General features: G+C 29.3%; 15 protein-coding genes. 2 read left to right on the forward strand and 13 right to left on the reverse strand.

Translation table 11 applies throughout. The features are described 5' to 3' along the window. Positions 1-71: 71 nt before the first annotated feature. From Q0F58_RS06435 to speB, 3 genes are all read right to left on the reverse strand, one after another. Positions 72-1379 carry an ABC transporter substrate-binding protein gene (locus tag Q0F58_RS06435; protein ID WP_294373914.1) on the reverse strand — a complete coding sequence of 436 codons (1308 nt, stop codon included), beginning with the start codon at positions 1377-1379 and terminating at the stop codon, positions 72-74. Between the two features lie 246 nt (positions 1380-1625). Then, the gene (locus tag Q0F58_RS06440) at positions 1626-2633 is read right to left on the reverse strand and encodes a LacI family DNA-binding transcriptional regulator (RefSeq protein ID WP_294373917.1); all 1008 of its coding nucleotides are present in this window, start codon (positions 2631-2633) and stop codon (positions 1626-1628) included. Positions 2634-2973: 340 nt separating this feature from the next. After that, on the reverse strand, positions 2974-3822 hold the full coding sequence (speB, locus tag Q0F58_RS06445) for an agmatinase (RefSeq protein WP_294373920.1): 849 nt from the start codon (positions 3820-3822) through the stop codon (positions 2974-2976). A gap of 169 nt (positions 3823-3991) precedes the next feature. On the opposite strand from speB, the gene Q0F58_RS06450 reads away from it, so the two are divergent. Continuing rightward, positions 3992-5527 carry a PAS domain-containing sensor histidine kinase gene (locus Q0F58_RS06450; protein ID WP_294373923.1) on the forward strand — a complete coding sequence of 512 codons (1536 nt, stop codon included), beginning with the start codon at positions 3992-3994 and terminating at the stop codon, positions 5525-5527. Between the two features lie 116 nt (positions 5528-5643). Here the strand turns inward: Q0F58_RS06450 and nspC are convergent, their stop codons facing one another. The 10 genes from nspC to Q0F58_RS06500 all read right to left on the reverse strand — a co-directional run bounded on the left by nspC (position 5644) and on the right by Q0F58_RS06500 (position 17819). After that, the gene (gene nspC / locus Q0F58_RS06455; RefSeq protein WP_294373926.1) at positions 5644-6798 is read right to left on the reverse strand and encodes a carboxynorspermidine decarboxylase; all 1155 of its coding nucleotides are present in this window, start codon (positions 6796-6798) and stop codon (positions 5644-5646) included. A 73-nt stretch (positions 6799-6871) separates the two neighbouring features. Further along, positions 6872-8071 carry a saccharopine dehydrogenase family protein gene (locus tag Q0F58_RS06460; RefSeq protein WP_294373928.1) on the reverse strand — a complete coding sequence of 400 codons (1200 nt, stop codon included), beginning with the start codon at positions 8069-8071 and terminating at the stop codon, positions 6872-6874. Between the two features lie 130 nt (positions 8072-8201). After that, entirely contained in the window at positions 8202-9053 is an 852-nt protein-coding gene (gene speE / locus Q0F58_RS06465; protein ID WP_294373944.1) for a polyamine aminopropyltransferase, read from the reverse strand. A 10-nt stretch (positions 9054-9063) separates the two neighbouring features. Further along, positions 9064-10527, reverse strand: a complete 1464-nt coding sequence (locus Q0F58_RS06470; RefSeq protein ID WP_294373930.1) for an aminotransferase class I/II-fold pyridoxal phosphate-dependent enzyme — start codon at positions 10525-10527, stop codon at positions 9064-9066. A gap of 12 nt (positions 10528-10539) precedes the next feature. After that, positions 10540-11352 (reverse strand): adenosylmethionine decarboxylase, encoded by an 813-nt coding sequence (gene speD / locus Q0F58_RS06475; RefSeq protein ID WP_294373932.1) that lies wholly within the window; start codon positions 11350-11352, stop codon positions 10540-10542. Positions 11353-11930: 578 nt separating this feature from the next. Next, a complete protein-coding gene (locus Q0F58_RS06480) occupies positions 11931-13103 on the reverse strand; it encodes a YibE/F family protein (protein ID WP_294373933.1) in 1173 nt (390 codons plus the stop codon). Between the two features lie 12 nt (positions 13104-13115). Next, complete coding sequence (locus Q0F58_RS06485) at positions 13116-14675, reverse strand: alkaline phosphatase (protein ID WP_294373934.1); 1560 nt, start codon at positions 14673-14675, stop codon at positions 13116-13118. Positions 14676-14922: 247 nt separating this feature from the next. Further along, the gene (locus Q0F58_RS06490) at positions 14923-15618 is read right to left on the reverse strand and encodes a hypothetical protein (protein ID WP_294373936.1); all 696 of its coding nucleotides are present in this window, start codon (positions 15616-15618) and stop codon (positions 14923-14925) included. 301 nt (positions 15619-15919) lie between these two features. After that, positions 15920-16861 carry an ROK family protein gene (locus Q0F58_RS06495; RefSeq protein ID WP_294373937.1) on the reverse strand — a complete coding sequence of 314 codons (942 nt, stop codon included), beginning with the start codon at positions 16859-16861 and terminating at the stop codon, positions 15920-15922. A 274-nt stretch (positions 16862-17135) separates the two neighbouring features. Further along, entirely contained in the window at positions 17136-17819 is a 684-nt protein-coding gene (locus Q0F58_RS06500) for a DUF5050 domain-containing protein (protein WP_294373940.1), read from the reverse strand. A 55-nt stretch (positions 17820-17874) separates the two neighbouring features. Between Q0F58_RS06500 and Q0F58_RS06505 the strand changes: the two genes are divergently transcribed. Beyond that, the gene (locus Q0F58_RS06505) at positions 17875-18012 is read left to right on the forward strand and encodes a hypothetical protein (RefSeq protein ID WP_294373942.1); all 138 of its coding nucleotides are present in this window, start codon (positions 17875-17877) and stop codon (positions 18010-18012) included. Positions 18013-18098 lie beyond the last annotated feature (86 nt).

Here is an 18098-nt window from a genome sequence, read left to right on the forward strand (position 1 = left end):
AGATGGAATTTCCATTCCACCTGAATGCTTTTTATTTCCATTTAAGATATTATGAGATTGCAAAAATATAATTATTGATTTACTGATGCTTCAGCTTGAGCCTGAGTTTTTTTAAGTGCTTCATCAATATCTCCACCAGCAACTATTTCCTGCATACCTTCTGACATGATATTTTCTAAAGCATAAGTATGAAGTCCATAGTTAACACTTGGAATTTGTTCTGCCCATTTAGCAAAATCTTTAAATACCTGCTGACCACCATAAAATTCAACTTCAGTATTATAATTTTCACTGCTGCTTGCAGATTTTAATGTACTTACTAAGCTGATTGCTGGAACTAAATCATTCATTAAATCATCACTTGATGCAAATGTTTCTTTTAAGAAATCTGCTGCCAAATCAGAATTTCCAACTTTATCTAATACATACCAGCTGCTTCCACCACTATTTGAAGCATTTATTGAATTTGGATTATTGCCCATTCTTGGAGTTGCTGCTACTGCCCATTTACCTTTTTGATCTTCCGCTGCTTGAATTGAAGAAGATAACCAGCATCCATTTATAGCTGATGCAACATCACCACTTTGAAATGCTGAAATAAATGAATCCCATCCTGATACCTGTTTAGCTATGTCTGCATCTACTATTTGTTTATAAATTTCAACAGCATCTCTTAATGCCTGATTATTATCAATACTTACTTTACCATCAGCATCTACATACCAGCTTCCTGCTGATTGCATCATTATTCTTAATTGATTTAAATCACTTGGATCTATTGTTAACATCTTTTTACCAGTTTTTTCTTTAACTGCTTTACCGATCTCAATATATTTTTCCCAAGTTATATCCTTCATATCTTCTTTAGTGTATCCTGCCTGTTCAATCAAATCTGTTCTATAAAACAACCCAGATACACCACTATCAAATGGTACTCCATATACTTTGTCTCCTTCTGTCATGAATCCTAATTTATAATCCATAAACTTGCTTGGATCTATATATGCTGATAAATCTTTAATTTCTCCTGGATATGATAAAAGATAATTTTGAATCTTATAATCTTCTATAAGAACTACATTTGGAAGTCCATCATAAGTACCTGATGATAAGCTTGTATTTAATTTTTGTACTACATCATCTTGTGCCATACTAACAACATTTATAGTTACATCAGGGTGATCTTTTAAATATCTTTCTTTTGCCATGTTAGCAGCTTTAATGTTGAATGTATCATCCCATGCCCACACTGTTATTGTATTGTCATTATTGTTTCCCGAACTGCTTGTACTTTCACTTTCTGCTGATGAGCCGCATCCAATCATTCCTAAACCTAACATTGCTGTCATAGCTAATGCCATTATTTTTTTTAATTTCATAATTAACTCCCCCTTAAATTGTTTCCATACTTTTGAGCCAAAATAATCAGTTCCTGTATTTGTTTACATTATATCAGCTGCTTGATTGTAAACGTTATTATAATCTTTGTTTCAATTAGGATTTTTTTTATATTTTTGATAAAACTAAATTTATAATTTTTGGATTTTTTTAATTTTTTGGTATTTTTTTATAAATAATTTCTAAATCAAAAAAGTTTACCAATTAAAAATTAGTAAACTTTTTCATTATAACTTTTTACAGCTTTTTCTTATTTTAATCTCTACAGGTATAACTACTTTCTTTTTATAAGATCTATTTCCTTCTGCATTTTCAAGCAACAAATCAACAGCAGCATCTGCAAGATATTCTGTAGAAAGTTTTACCGTAGTTAATGATGGGAACATGTATTTAGCACTAGGCTGATCATTAAAACCAACAATGCTTATGTCATCTGGAATGACCATTCCTTTTTCTGCTATAGCTTTATATGCACCTACTGCCATAGTATCATTTTCAACAAAAATAGCTGTAGGTATCTCATCATTTTCAAGTAACTTTTTGGTAAGTTCATATCCGCTCTTAAAAGTCATTCTTTCTACTGGATATATAAATTTAGGATTATATATTCCTTTACGTTTCATAAAATATTGATATTCTACATCTCTTTCATCTATTTTCATGCTGCTGTCATCATTATCTTCATCAAAAACTTTTCCACCAATCAAACCAATCTTCCTATGGCCTAAATCATATAAATAATTTAATAAAAGTCTTGTTGCTTTTTTCTTATCTATTGTTACTGAGTCGTATTTATATTCATTTGGACAATAATCGATATAAATTATATTATCATTATCATCAGCCATTCTTTCTACCATATCACTATAGTAATTTCCTATGACTATTATCCCTATCAATTCTTTGGCTATTTTCAAATCCATATTTTCATCCAATTTTATCAAATTTATATTCTTACTACTGCATAGTTTTTCAACTGTAAGTCTTATTGAAAGATAATATGGATCACCTAATTCTTCTTCATAATTACACCAGCATAAAATTCCTACTGTTTTATTATTTTTCTTATTCTTCTTTTTTTTATTGGATGGTGTATACTCCAATTCATCTGCAATCTTTAATATTTTTTGTCTTGTTGAATCTGACACATTTAATGTCTCATCAAAATTAAGAACTCTTGAAACAGTTGATATAGATACTCCTGCCTTTGATGCTATTTCCTTTATGGTTGCCATAAATCATCCACCTCTAAATTATTTATTTTGTTTTAATATATTCCAACTAATAATGTACAATTTACAATGAATGATGAAATCTTTGCAAGATTCCTATAATTATTAGAATATATGTATGTTGCAATTATATTTTTACATCTCAAACTTTGTATTTTACATATACCAAATAGTTTTTTATCTTGCATTACACATACCCTGAATTCTAAAATGAATAAATGTTCAAAACAATCATGTAAAATCTATAACTATAGTTTATTATATGAGTAAAACCAAGTCAATTTTTAGTAAAATACTTCTCTTAAATTTATAATCATTTTAATCATAAAAAGACTTCTATCAATTACTTTCCAACACATAATAACAATTCTCTTAATATCTTACACGCTAATGCTGTAGAACTTCCACTTTGATCATATACTGGAGAAAGTTCATTTATATCCATTCCTACAATATTAAGTTCTGAAACTTTCAATACTGCATTTAAAAGTTCCATAAACGTAACCCCACCTGCTTCAGGAGTTCCTGTTCCAGGAAATACAGATGGATCTAAAACATCTAAATCTAATGTGAAATATACAGGTTTTCCCTTTAATTTATCAACAACTTCTTCTAATGTATTAAAATTAAATTTATTTGTATAAACATGATTTCTTCCCCAATATATTTCACTTCTATCTCCTGATCTTATTCCAAACTGATATATCCTTCCATCACCTATTATATCCCACACTCTATGCATAACTGTTGCATGAGACAAATGCTGTCCTAAATATTCTTCTCTTAAATCTGCATGTGCATCAAAATGAATGACATGAACATCAGGATATTTTTCTGATACAGCTCTGAATGCTCCTAATGTAACAAGATGTTCACCTCCAATCATACATGGTATCTTATTATCAGAAATTATTCTTCCAGTAAACTTTTGAATATCATTTAACGCGCTTTCTGGATTTCCAAATCTTAATTCAAGATCGCCTCCATCAAAAACTTCTATATCTTCAAGATCTTTATCTTGATATGGACTGTAGGTTTCAATACCAAATGATTCACTTCTCATCGTTTTGCTTGCAAACCTTGTTCCTGGTCTAAATGATGTTGTTGAATCAAATGGAGCTCCAAATATAACAATTTTTGCTTCTTCATAATTATTATCACAACCAATAAATGTTTCTATATTCTTTTTCATAAAATAATCCTCCCATTTCTGCTAATTTATTTATTCTAAACTTTAAAAACATCATTCCATTACATTTTTTTCTCTTTTTAGTTGATTAAGTAAAAAAATACTCATATAATTTTAATTGTATAATGAATTATTTTTCTATTAAAAATAATTCTAAAAGTGAGGGATGACTATGGTAAACTTGGGTATTAATCAAATAAGTTGTAATTACGATTTAGAAGATTTAAAAAATATATTAAACTCTATTCCTAATCCAATATTAGCTCAAGATCAAAATAATACATATACTTTTGCAAATACTGCATTTTTTAACATATTCGATCTTTCAAATCCATGTAATATTACCAATTTAAATAATTTGATAACAGGCGAAAATAAAATTTTGATTGATGGTGTTGATGGACAAAAACATTGTTTTGAAATTTCTAAGATGCCTTTGAAAAAACATTCAGATAAAACAGATTACTTCTTATATTTTTTTAATGAAGTTACAGATTTAAAAGCTGAAGAACTCCAACTAATTTTAAATACTGCATCTGATTTATGGATTCTGGTTGATTTTGATGGTACTTTTATTGATTTCAATAATAATTTCACATCATCTTTAGGATGGTCTAAAGACGATATAAAAATGGTGAAATATCAAGACCTTATACATCCTGATGATTATGATAATTCTTATAAAATACGTGAAGCTGCACATAATTCTAATACTCATAAAGGATATGGACTTATAAACCGTTACAAATGTAAAAATGGTTCATATAAATATCTTGAATGGAATTGGAGTCTTATACAATCAACAAATCGTATAATATTAACTGCAAAAGATATAAGTTATAAAATAACTTTAAAAAACACAAAACTAGAACTTGAAAAAGCAATTGAATTAGGAAATTTAAAAACTGATTTTTTTGCAAATATATCTCATGAATTCAGAACTCCAATAAACATCATTCTTACAACAATCCAATTGATTGCAATATATTTTAATGATTGTAAATCACTTAAGTCTAATGATGATAAAATACTTAAATACACAAAAGTTATAACACAGAATTCTTACAGGCTTCTACGTCTTGTAAACAATTTACTCGATACAACCAAAATCGATGAAAATCATTATGAATTAAATTTAGTATATTGCAATATAGTTGATCTTATTGAAAACATTGTCCTTTCAGTTGCTGATCACATTGGTAACAAAAATAGGACTATAATTTTTGATACTACTGAAGAAGAAGTATTTACATCATGTGATCCAGAAAAAATTGAAACAATTATGTTAAATCTTCTTTCAAATGCTGTGAAATTTACTGATTTAAATGGAATTATTCAAGTAAATCTATCATTAAATGAAAACATTGACAAATTAATTGTTTCTGTAAAAGATGATGGAATATCCATAGATCCACAAAATGCAGAATTAATTTTTGAGCGTTTTACACAGGTTGACAATCTTTTAACAAGAAGGTGTGAAGGAAGTGGTCTTGGACTCTCTCTTGTAAAATCTCTTGTAAATATGCATCAAGGTGATGTCTGGGCAAATACTGACTTGGAAAATGGAGCCGAAATAATCTTTACAATTCCAATAACAACTTCAGATAAAGCAACCACTGATGCTAATAGTCATAATATATATTCAAAAATGCTTGGTGCTAATATTGAAAGATATAATATTGAGTTTTCAGATATATACAACCTTTAGTATCTATTATTATTAATTTCTTATATGTATTTGCAGGAGCTGTTGCATTATTTTAGGACATGTTATCTAATTTTATGCTTCAGCTCAATTGCTGCAAATTCAAATCTCCAAATATTTTATGATAATCTTCCTTTAAAGTCTTCATATCCAAATTCTTTGATTATTTCCACGCCATTTTCTTCACTATACTTAACTATTGAAGGAATATTTATACCATTAAATGTATTGTTCTTAACCATGGAATATATAGCCATATCACAAAATACCAATCTGTCACCAATTTTTAATGGTCTTTCAAATGAATAATCACCTATAATATCTCCTGCGAGACATGTTGGGCCTCCAAATCGATATGTATATTCATATTCTCCTGGATTTCCAGCTCCAATAATCTGTGGCCTGTATGGCATTTCAAGCACATCTGGCATATGGCATGCTGCTGAAGTATCTAGTATTGCTATATCCATTCCATTCTTTATGATATCAAGAACTGTACATACAAGAAAACCACTGTTTAATGCAACAGCTTCACCAGGTTCTAGATATATTTCAATGTTATATTTATTTTTCATATATAATATTGAATTTACCAGAGTTTCCATATCATAATCTTCTCTTGTTATATGATGTCCTCCTCCAAAATTCAACCATCTCATATTCTTAATATACTTTCCAAATTTTTCATCAACAATTTTTATTGTACGTGCCAATGTATCAGAATTCTGTTCACACATAGTATGAAAATGTAATCCATTTATTCCTTCAAGCTCAGCTGGTTCAAAATTTTCTAAAGTAATACCCATTCTTGAATTTTCAAAGCAAGGATTATATATATCAGTTTCAATTTCTGAATATTCAGGATTAATTCTTAATCCACACTCTATTTTCTTTTCATTTTCATTATTATACTTTTTCACCTTATCTCTATATAATTTCCATTGACTAAATGAATTAAAAATAATATGATCTGAATATTTCATTATTTCATCAAATTCATCTTCTCTATAAGCAGGTGAGAATATATGAACCTGTTTTCCCATTTCTTCATATCCAAGTCTAGCTTCAAATAAAGAACTTGATGTAACTCCACTTAAATATTTTCCAATCAAAGGAAAAGTAGAAAACATAGAAAATGCTTTTGTTGCTAAAATAACTTGCGCTCCAGTTTTCTTTTGAACCTTGTCTAAAATCTCAAGATTTTTTTTCAAAAGCCTCTCATCTACAATATAACATGGTGAAGGTAATTTATTTATGTCAATATCGTTTAACAATCTTCTTCCTCCATTTCATTATTATTTATCACAATTAACAATGACAGAATAAAAAAGTGGCACAGCCACTTTTTTATTTGATTAATACAGGATTAAAATCTTCAATCCATGGCAATCCCCATTTATTTAATGCTTCCATAAATGGATCTGGATCAAATTCTTCTATATTGTGAACTCCTGGCTTATTCCATAAACCTTTTAATATCATACTTGCACCAATCATAGCTGGAACTCCTGTTGTATATGAAATAGCCTGTGAACCTACTTCTTTATAACATTCTTGATGATCACACACATTATATACATAATATGTTCTAGGTTTTCCATCTTTAATACCTTGGAAAATACATCCTATATTAGTTTTTCCTTTAGTTCTTGGTCCAAGTGAAGCAGGATCTGGAAGTACTGCCTTTAAGAATTGTAATGGTACTATTTTCTGTCCCTCGAAATCAATTGGTTCTATTGAAGTCATACCAACATTTTCAAGAACTCTTAAATGAGTAAGATATTTTTCTGAAAATGTCATCCAAAATCTTATTCTCTTTATGCCCTTTATATTAATTCCTAAAGATTCTAATTCTTCATGATGTAAAAGGTAGATATCCTTTGGTCCTATTTGTGGAAGATCATAAACTTCTTTTAATTCAAGAGGTTCAGTTTCAACCCACTTTCCTTCTTCCCAATAACTTCCCTTGGCTGTGATTTCTCTTATATTTATTTCTGGGTTAAAGTTAGTTGCAAATGGATATCCATGATCACCAGCATTAGCATCCACAATATCTATGTAGTGAATTTCATCAAAATAGTGTTTTTGTGCATAAGCTGAAAATACTCCAGTTACCCCTGGATCAAATCCACTTCCAAGCAATGCTGTTATACCAGCTTTCTCAAATTTTTCTTTATATGCCCACTGCCATTTATATTCAAATTTAGCTGTATCAAGAGGCTCATAATTAGCTGTATCAACATAGTGAACCTTTGTAGCCAAACATGCATCCATTATAGTCAAATCCTGATATGGAAGTGCAAGATTAATAACTACATCTGGTTTAAAATCATTTATTAAAGCAATTAATTCATCAACATTATCAGCATCAACTTTAGCTGTCTGTATCTTTGTTTTTCCGCCTTGTAATTTTTCTTTTAAAGCATCACATTTTGATAATGTTCTGCTTGCAATACAGATTTCTTCAAATACCTCAGAATTTTGACAACACTTATGAATTGCAACACTCGCAACTCCGCCTGCACCAATTATTAAAGCTCTTCCCATTCTTCATTCCTCCATTTTTAATCAATTTTATATTATTGTGTTCATCTATAACCTATAGAACTTCATATTTTCTATTTAAGATAAACAGCTTGTTTTACTTTACATATCTGTAATATCTTTTTATGGCTATTTATTTATTTACTTCCAATAGTTTTTTTACATAGTTAGGAAGTGCAAAGCATCCCACATGTAATTCTGTATTATAATACTTAGTTTCTATTCCAAGATTATTCCACTCGTCTGCCTTCAAATCCTTTATAGGATCATACTTTTTTGAAGCAAAGCCAAAAAGCCAGTGTCCTGATGGATATGTTGGAATATGAGCCTGATATACCCTGTGAATTTTAAATAGTCCATATATCTTTTCATGGGCTGCATTCATAGCCTTTGCATAAGCTTCATAATAAGGACTTTCATGCTGATTAACTAATATTCCATCTTCTTTTAATGCCTTATAGCAGTTTCCATAAAATTCTTTTGTAAACAATCCTTCACCTGGTCCAAATGGATCTGTTGAATCAACTATTATAAGATCATATTCATTTTCCTTATTTCTCACAAATTTTAATCCATCTTCAAAATGCATATTTACTCTTTTATCATCAAGTTTACATGCTGTCTGTGGAAGGTATTCTTTACATACCTCTACTACTCTCTTATCTATTTCAACCATATCTATACTTTCAATTGAATCGTATTTTGTAAGCTCTCTTATAGTTCCTCCATCGCCAGCACCAATAACAAGAACATTTTTAATATCAGGATTTACTGCCATAGGAACATGTACAATCATGTCATGATATATAAACTCATCTTTTTCTGCAACCATCATAAGTCCATCAAGAGTAAATATTCTTCCAAATTCCTTAGATTCTAAAATATCTATTCTCTGAAATTCTGTCTGTTCACTATGAAGCTGCTTTTCAACTTTTATTGAAAATCGTACATTTTCTGTATGCTGTTCCGTATACCAAAGTTCCATTCCCATAATTTCACCCCTCTACTACATTTATATTTTCAATATTCACATCTTCAGTTCCAGTTAAGAAACATCCCTTTTCTTTGGCATAATCTATATAATCTAAGATTTCTGTAGTTATTTTTTCACCTGGTGCAAGAATAGGGATTCCTGGAGGATAGCACATTACAAATTCAGCACAGATACATCCGCTACTTTCATTCATAGGAATTGATTTTTTATCTGCATAAAAGGCTTCTTGTGGAGTAAGAATTACCTCTGGATTTATATATTCATGGTCAAACATTCCAGCTTTATCTTTTGAGTGAACTCTCTTAATTTCATATAAAGCTGATATAAGCCTTTCTATTGTAAGTTCCTTGTCTCCCACGGAAATTATTGCAAGAATATTAGCAATATCTCCAAATTCAATCTGTATTCCATATTCATCTCTCAAAATATCATATACTTCTATTCCAGCAAGTCCTATATCTCTTGTAAAAATCGATAATTTTGTTCTATCAAAATCAAATACCTCATCACCATCAATCAACTCTTGTGAAAAAGCATAATATCCACCAATCTTATTTATTTCACTTCTTGCATATTCTGCCATATTAATCACTTTTTCAAATGTTTTTTTTCCATTCAAAACAAGATCTCTTCTTGCCAAATCCAGAGATGACATCAAAAGATATGAACCACTTGTAGTCTGAGTAAGATTTATTATCTGACGTACATATCCAACATGAAGATCACAATTTAACAATAGAAATGAACTCTGAGTCAACGATCCTCCAGTTTTATGCATGCTCACAGCAGCCATATCTGCTCTAGCTTCCATAGCTGAAACTGGCATGTTATCACCAAAATAAAAATGTGTTCCATGAGCCTCATCAACTAATACATACATTCCATGAGCATGAGCTATCTCTGTTATCTTTTTTAAATTTGAACATATTCCATAATATGTGGGATTGTTTACCATTACAGCTTTAGCATCAGGATTTTCCTTTATCGCTCTTTCAACATCTTTAACGCTCATGCCAAGCGGTATTCCGAACTTTTTATTAACCCCTGGATTTATATAAACTGGTATTGCACCACTTATAACAAGTGCATTTATAGCACTTCTATGAACATTACGCGGCATTATTATTTTTTCGCCTCTTTTGCACACACTCATAACCATAGCCTGTACTGCTGAAGTGGTTCCATTAACCATAAAAAACGCATGTTTTGCATTAAAAGCATCTGCTGCCAATTCTTCCGCTTCCTTTATTACAGAAACTGGATGACAAAGATTGTCCAAAGGCTTCATTGAATTTACATCTACTGAAAGACACTTTTCTCCTAAAAATTCCTTGAGCATTGGGTTTCCTCTTCCCTGCTTATGTCCAGGAACATCAAATGGCACTACTCTTGCAGCCTTATATTTTATTAAAGCTTCATATATAGGAGCCTTAATATGCTTTTCTTTATCTTTTTGATTGTTCACGTACCTCATCTCCTAATCGTATATATTGCTTCCACTGAAAATTTCAATCATTTCTTTACGGAGATTACTCTCTATTTCAAGTCTCTGCTTAGGTTTAATCTCATAAACATCTCTATTAAAAAGATAATTTTGAAGTTCCATATCCTTTATGAGCATCTTTGTATGAAACAAATTTGCCTGATATACATTTATATCCACTGCGTCATATTTTTCAAGTGTCTCTTTATTAATATAATCCTGAATTGATGTTATCTTATGGTCCATATAAAGTTTCTTTCCATCAACATCACGTGTAAATCCTCTGACACGATAATCTGCTGTTATTATATCTGAATCAAAACTTCCAATAAGATAATTTAGAGCATTTAAAGGTGATACTTCTCCACATGTAGATACATCAATATCTACACGAAAAGTAGCTATTGAATTCTGTGGATGATATTCAGGATATGTGTGAACTGTAACATGACTCTTATCCAAATGAGCTAAAACAGTATCTCTGCCTTTATGCATATCTATTTTATTATCTACAGAAGAAGGTTCTGAACTCATTCTATTAGTCATTGACTCTTCAGCTATAAGAATTGTCACACTGGCTCCCTGAGGTTCATAGTCCTGTTTTGATATATTCAGGACATGAGCTCCAATAATATCGGTTACATCACATAAAATTTTTGTAAGTCTTTCTGAATTATACTGTTCATCAATATACGCAATATAGTCCTTCTGCTCACGCTCACTTTTGGCATAGCACACATCATAGATGTTAAAGCTAAGTGTCTTTGTGAGGTTGTTAAAGCCATATAACTTTAGCTTGTTTTCCAACCTGACATCACAGCCTTTCTTTAAAAAAGTCAATCAAAAAATATATATTTATTACTATATACTATTTTAAAAGTTTAGTATTTATAACCTTACTATTACTTAACTTATAGTTTAGTTTTTCTTATCCTTTGACATTGTACTATATTTGATATAAATTTTCTACTATTTTCGTATTTTTTTACTTTTTTATCTATTTAATAATTTTCATTCATCTCAACAATGTTTTATATACATTTGTTATTTTTAGCATTCATTTTTTAACATTTATTCATTGTTATATATTGATCGATAACTTTATAATTTATTCATATTCCATTTTTTAGTTTTTTGTATCATTATTTATCTTTTGATTTAATATTAATTTATACAGAATCCCCTCATCATCCTCTTCTGCAATCATAAAAAATCATATGTTTTTATTTTTTTGTTAATTAACATAAAACTCTTTGTTTAGTTTATGTAAATTTAAAAACTGTGAAAATTGAATGTATAATTTCAAATTTCACAGCTTTCATTATAATAACTTCCGAAAATTTTCATATTTAATATTCATAATAAAAATCAAATATGAAAACCACTTAATTTCTGCTATTAAATTTTAATATATCTCCACACTTTTCTAATAACAAGCCTGCATTACCAGGTAACAAAATCCCACTTGCTATTGCTGAAAAAGGTGCCACTGTAACAAGACCAAAACTTCCTATTAAAGTATGCAAAATTTCTGATGAGACATATTTTAAATTTAAAATATTTATTATTGGAGTTCCTTGAGCAGCAAAAATCATAAGAAGTCCAATATATCCTCCTGAATAAGCAAGAAGAAGAGTCGTCATCATAGTTCCCATTATTGAGCGACCAACATTGATTCCAGATTTAACAGCTTCTATTCTTGTTATTTCAGGTTTCTTTTCTACTACTTCAGCAACTGCTGAAGTTATATCTACTGCAACATCCATAACAGCTCCTGACGAAGCTAAAAATATACTTGCAATAAATATTTCAGTAAGATTAAGACTCTCATATCCTGAATAGAGCAAAGTTTCTGAATAAGACATTACAGCTCCATGAATTTTAAATCCACTCACAAAATACATTGCCATAAAACATGTCACAAGACTGCCTGCCAGAGCACCAATAATAGCAGCTAGAGATTTTTTATCAATTCCATAAACTAATCCTATTATTAAACATATTAATATGACTGTTGTTATCATTCCTATAACTATGGGATTGTATCCATCTAAAAATAATGGTATTAGTATTTTCCACATAGCTAGTATTGTAAATATGAATGATAAAATTGCTTTTATTCCAACCATACCCGAAAAACCCACAAGAAATACTATAAATATACCTGCCAGAAGAATTTCATAATTTATTCTATAATGATCAACAAGTGTAGCAACTCTTATTTCATCTCCTTCATAATCCAATGTCACAAGAATCTTATCATCTGGTGCAAATATTTTATCTCTTTCTAACGAACCTGATAATCTATTAGTTCCTGTGACAGTTTTTCCTTTAAATTTTCCCTGGAGTATTTCAATGTCACAAAGCTGCTCCCCAGTTTTTATCAATCCATTATCTATAACAAAACTCTCATCTGTACTCAACACTCTTGCACTGACTCTTTCTGTATTCTCATAAATCTTTTGGGGATATTTATTAGGAATACATATTAAAATAATAATAGTCAGCAATGTGATTACTATAGGTATAGTATTACGTCTATGAATTTCTCCAAGCATTTTTATCTCCTTCTAGTCTATTTTTGTAATAGCTTTTAATTTGTAAAATACATCAGTATTATCATAATATCCTTTAAATAAATCCTGACCAACACCCTTAGCCATTACTGCTACTGGAAGTCCTGTATGTGAATATGAGCTGTATGATACGCCTGATTTATTATTTAATATATGTGTAAGAGTTACTGTAAATGGCTCATATGTTCCATATAATACATATTCATTCTGATCTAATTTTCTATCATTCTTATCAATCATACTTTTTTCATAAGCTTCTTTAATTTTAGCTTCTTCTAATTCTGTAAGAACCATTCCGCCTTTTGTTGATTCACCTTCTGATCCTGCTCTCTTTAACCCAAATTGTGCTTCAACATCTTTCATTGCATCATCAAATGATGTTTTATTTTCTCTATATTTTGCTACATATCTATCAAAATCTGTATATGAAACCTTTTGATTTTGTAAATTCTGTAAGTATGTATCATAGTTTGTTCCTGCAAATCCAAGTGTAAGTCCACCAGTTTCATGATCTCCTGTAACCAATATTAAAGTTTCTTCAGGATGTTTATTATAAAAATTCACAGCTTCTTGAACTGCATCTCCAAATGCATTTGTATCATGTATACTTGATGCTGCATCATTAGCATGACCTGCCCAGTCAATTTTTCCACCTTCAACCATCATAAAAAATCCTTTGTCATTATCCAAAAGTTCAATTCCCTTTTTAGTATATTGTGCTAATGTCAATTCATTTCCTTCTCTATCAAGATCATATTTTAATGCACCACTTTCTTCTTCCACTTGATCATCTGGACATATTGCAATAACCTTGTCATCACCATTTTTTAAATTATTGATTTCATCTGCAGTATCTGCAACTTTATATCCTTTTTCCTGTGCAAGTTTAGCTATTGGTGTCTTACCTTGTTCAGTAACTTCTTTAGAACTATCTGATAAGAACTTACCACCAGCAAAATAATCAAATCCACTATCTACAAGCTGAAGTCCCATATCATAATATTTACTTCTTGCTGGTACATGTGCATAATAAGCTCCTGGAGTTGCATGATCTAAATTTACTGAAGTAACAATTCCTACTTTATACCCTAACTGTTTCTTTAATTTTTCTGTTATTGTTTCATATGATTTTGTTTTAGTTTCATCCATATTTATGACACTGCTTAATGTTTTGTTTCCTGTTGAAAGCGATGTTGCAGTTGAAGCAGAATCAGGACAAATTGATGTTGAATCATATGTTGTTGCTGTTCCACTTATTGGGAAATTCATAAATGATAAATTTTCTTGAGTTGGATAATTCCCTTCTTCTGGATTTATAGCTCCATTTTCTTCAATTCCATTATAATATTGAGCTGCTTGAATTTGTGGATAACTCATTCCATCTCCTATAAACATAAAAATATATTTAGGTGTTTTTCCATTCCATTTCACATTAGAAGAAGTTGCCGCATCTACTTCTGATATTTTTGTAAAACTCGATATTCCATAAGATGCACCACCTATTATAGTTAATGCAAGCATTGCTCCCATAATTTTTTTAGCCGTCTTATTCATTATTTGTTTACCCCCTCAAATTTATAAAAACATAATTTCATATTTCCATTTATAACAATACATCATTAAGGTTAATTTAAATTTATATTAATGTTAATTTACATTGGCATTTTGTTAAAAATATGTAATATATCTTATTATTTTCATAACTATTAAATTTATTCATAAAAAACTAAAAACAAGGCTTATGTACATGAACTTCTGCTATATAACACAGTTTAATTCGTACATAAGCCTTATAAATAATTTATTTATTTCTATTTTTCATAGCTTTTTCTTTTACAAATTTATTATATTCTTCTATTGGATAAGTTTGAGATTCTCTAACTTCTTCCATAAAGTGAGAAGCTTCTGCATCTGCATTGCTGAATGCCAGAACAGATTTATACATTTCTATTGCTTTATTGTAATCTCTGTATTCATCTTTTGGCACATATGCTCCCATATGCCATCTTATCATAAGACATTCCTCTAATGTTAGTTTTACAAACTGCTGCAAGAGTATAACACTCTTTTCTCCATGTCCTAATGGAACAGTTTCATTTATTTCATAAGAGGCATAACCAATCCATTTTCCTGTCATTTCATCTTTTTTTAATCTCATTGTCTTTTCATAAATATTGCATTTACACAAATCATGCATATATCCAGTTAAATATATTGTATCATTGCTTAATCCCAAATTATATTGTCTATTTTTTTGAAGCATAAGTTCAACTACATTATCTGAATGAAAAGCTAATCCTCCATCAAAATTAGAATGAAATTTTGTTGATGCTGGAGCTATAAAATAATCTGTTTTTTCCAATAAATATTTTATAAGCTCATCTATTCCATCTCTTTTTATAGATTTAAGTCTTTCAAGTATCTTATTCTGCATTTCTTCTCTTTCTTGAGCTTCTTTTGCCCTAGTTAACTCTTTTAAGTCTTTTAAATCACTCATTTTTACTCTCCTTATCTTTATCTCATATTAATTACTATTCAAATCTTTTATATACTTTTATTGTAATTTAAGTATAATTTTAACTTATACTTAATTCCACTATATGATTGTATCACTTCATTATTATCCTGTAAAAACTTTTGTATACAAAAAAACTCAACATTAAAATATTTATGCTGCATTTTTAACACATATAATATCATATACTGTTACAATTATTAATATACAATAATAGCAAATATAATATTAAACATACTTTAATGTTGAGTATCTATTCATTTATTATGTTAACAAAAATATATTATTTGTTAAGCATTGCAGCACCTATTAATCCTGCATCATTTCCAAGACTTGCAATTTTAATTTCTGTTCTTAAATCTCCAGCATATGCAAGTTTTTCAATTCTCTTCTTTAATGGAGTTGTTAAATTTTCACCTTGTTTACAAACTCCTCCACCTAAAAGTATAGCTTCTGGTTTAAATACATTTATAAGATTGGCAACACCAACTGCTAAGTAATCTAAATATTCTTCAATTACTTCATGTCCTGCTTTGTCTCCTGCTTGATCTGCATCAAAAGGTACCTTTGCATTCATTTTTTCCATATCACCTTCAACTAATTTATATAAAAGTGAATCTTTATTTGCTTCAGCCTTTTTCTTTGCAGCAAGAATTAAAGCAGTTGCAGAAGAATATGCTTCAAAACATCCCTTGTTTCCACAGCTGCATTGTCTTCCATTAACTTCAATAATTTGATGCCCAACTTCAGCTCCACCAGGATAGAAACCTGAGAATATCTTGCCTCCAATTATTATTCCTCCACCTACACCAGTTCCAAGTGTTACTACTATTGCATCTGAACATCCTTTAGCGCTACCAGCTACAACTTCTCCTAATGCAGCACTATCTGCATCATTAGCCATTTTTATTTCATAGTCAATTTTTCCTTTAGCATATTCTCTTACATTGAAATTATCTATTTTTATATTGTTAGAATATACAATAACTCCGTTTTTATCATCAATTGTTCCTGGAATTCCTATTCCTATTCCCTTTAAACTTGTTTTATCTAATTTGAATTCATTTATAAGTTCGTTACACATATCAAAAATATCGTCAAAGATAGGTTCAACTCCTCTTTCTTTAACTGTTGGTCTGCTTATTGATTTTACTATTTTACCATCTTCATCAACTAAACCTACAACAATATTTGTTCCGCCTAAATCAACACCAATATAATTCATCTTCATGATTCCCCTTACTTTTATTTTTTGATAATAAATATTATACTCTTAAATTCCGCTGAATTTAATATATATTTTAGTTTTTTCTTTTATTTACATAAACATTATACCATATAATAGCGTGTATACAATTACAGAATTATTATTTTTAATATGTCCTTCAATAATCTTTTCTTTTAATATATTCTAATTTATCCATTTATTTATTCTACTACTTAGTTATTTATTGTTACGTTCATTTTTTACACAGCATTTTAACTTTCATATAAATTTTCTATACAGCCAAGAAAATGTATGGATTATCTACATTCACACCTTTTTGTGCAAATATCCCCTTTGATGTTGGATAATATTCATTTACAGAATAATCTGAAATATCATTAAAAGTTACAGTTGGAGATGTCTGTGTTAAATCTACAGACATAGTTGAAAGATGTCTGTTATTATCTACATTTATAAAATATAGTTGTCCATTAAAGACTTTCAAATCCTCTCCATTCATAATAGCTAATCTCTTCACAGATAAATCTTTTAAATCTATAGAATACAAATTATTATTATCTTGTGAATTTATAGCTAAAATCTGTCCTGAATATGGTGCAAAACTATTTACAGAGAAATTAGTCAACTTTTCTTTTCCTGTACCATCAATATTGATTTTATACAAAGTTGATTTATCACTTTTATTTTCATACAATATCACATCACCATCTACTAAATAATTTCCTATACTGTCATCACATATTGAAGTCTCAACATTATTTGAAGGATCGAAAGAAAATAACTTTTTCCCTTTACTTGAATTAATAAAATATAATATATTGTCACTATTTATCATTCTAGATATTTTTCCTTTAACAAGATTTGGTGTATATGCTTTAGTGCTCAAATCGATAGATGAAAGTGAATCTACATTATTAGTGTTATCTGAATCAGAAAAATATACTACATTATTCACAACTGCTAATGTATATGTTGGATAATTAAAAAAATCAGCTACATTTGATGTATTTATGATTGAAGACGGATATGGTTCATTTACAATAGAAATATTATTGTTATCATCCCAATTAGGAAATACTAATGACGTACCATTTATATTAAAAAGATTTGTATATATAGCTGAATCCTGCGCTGTAAAAGGAGTATAATTTTTCTTAAAAGCCGTTACTAAAAACTTATAAAAATCTATAAAAAATTATAAAATCTTATGTTTTATTCCTTTTTCATTGTATCT

The sequence above is a fragment of the uncultured Clostridium sp. genome (genome assembly GCF_934754915.1).
Taxonomy (GTDB): domain Bacteria; phylum Bacillota; class Clostridia; order Clostridiales; family Clostridiaceae; genus Clostridium.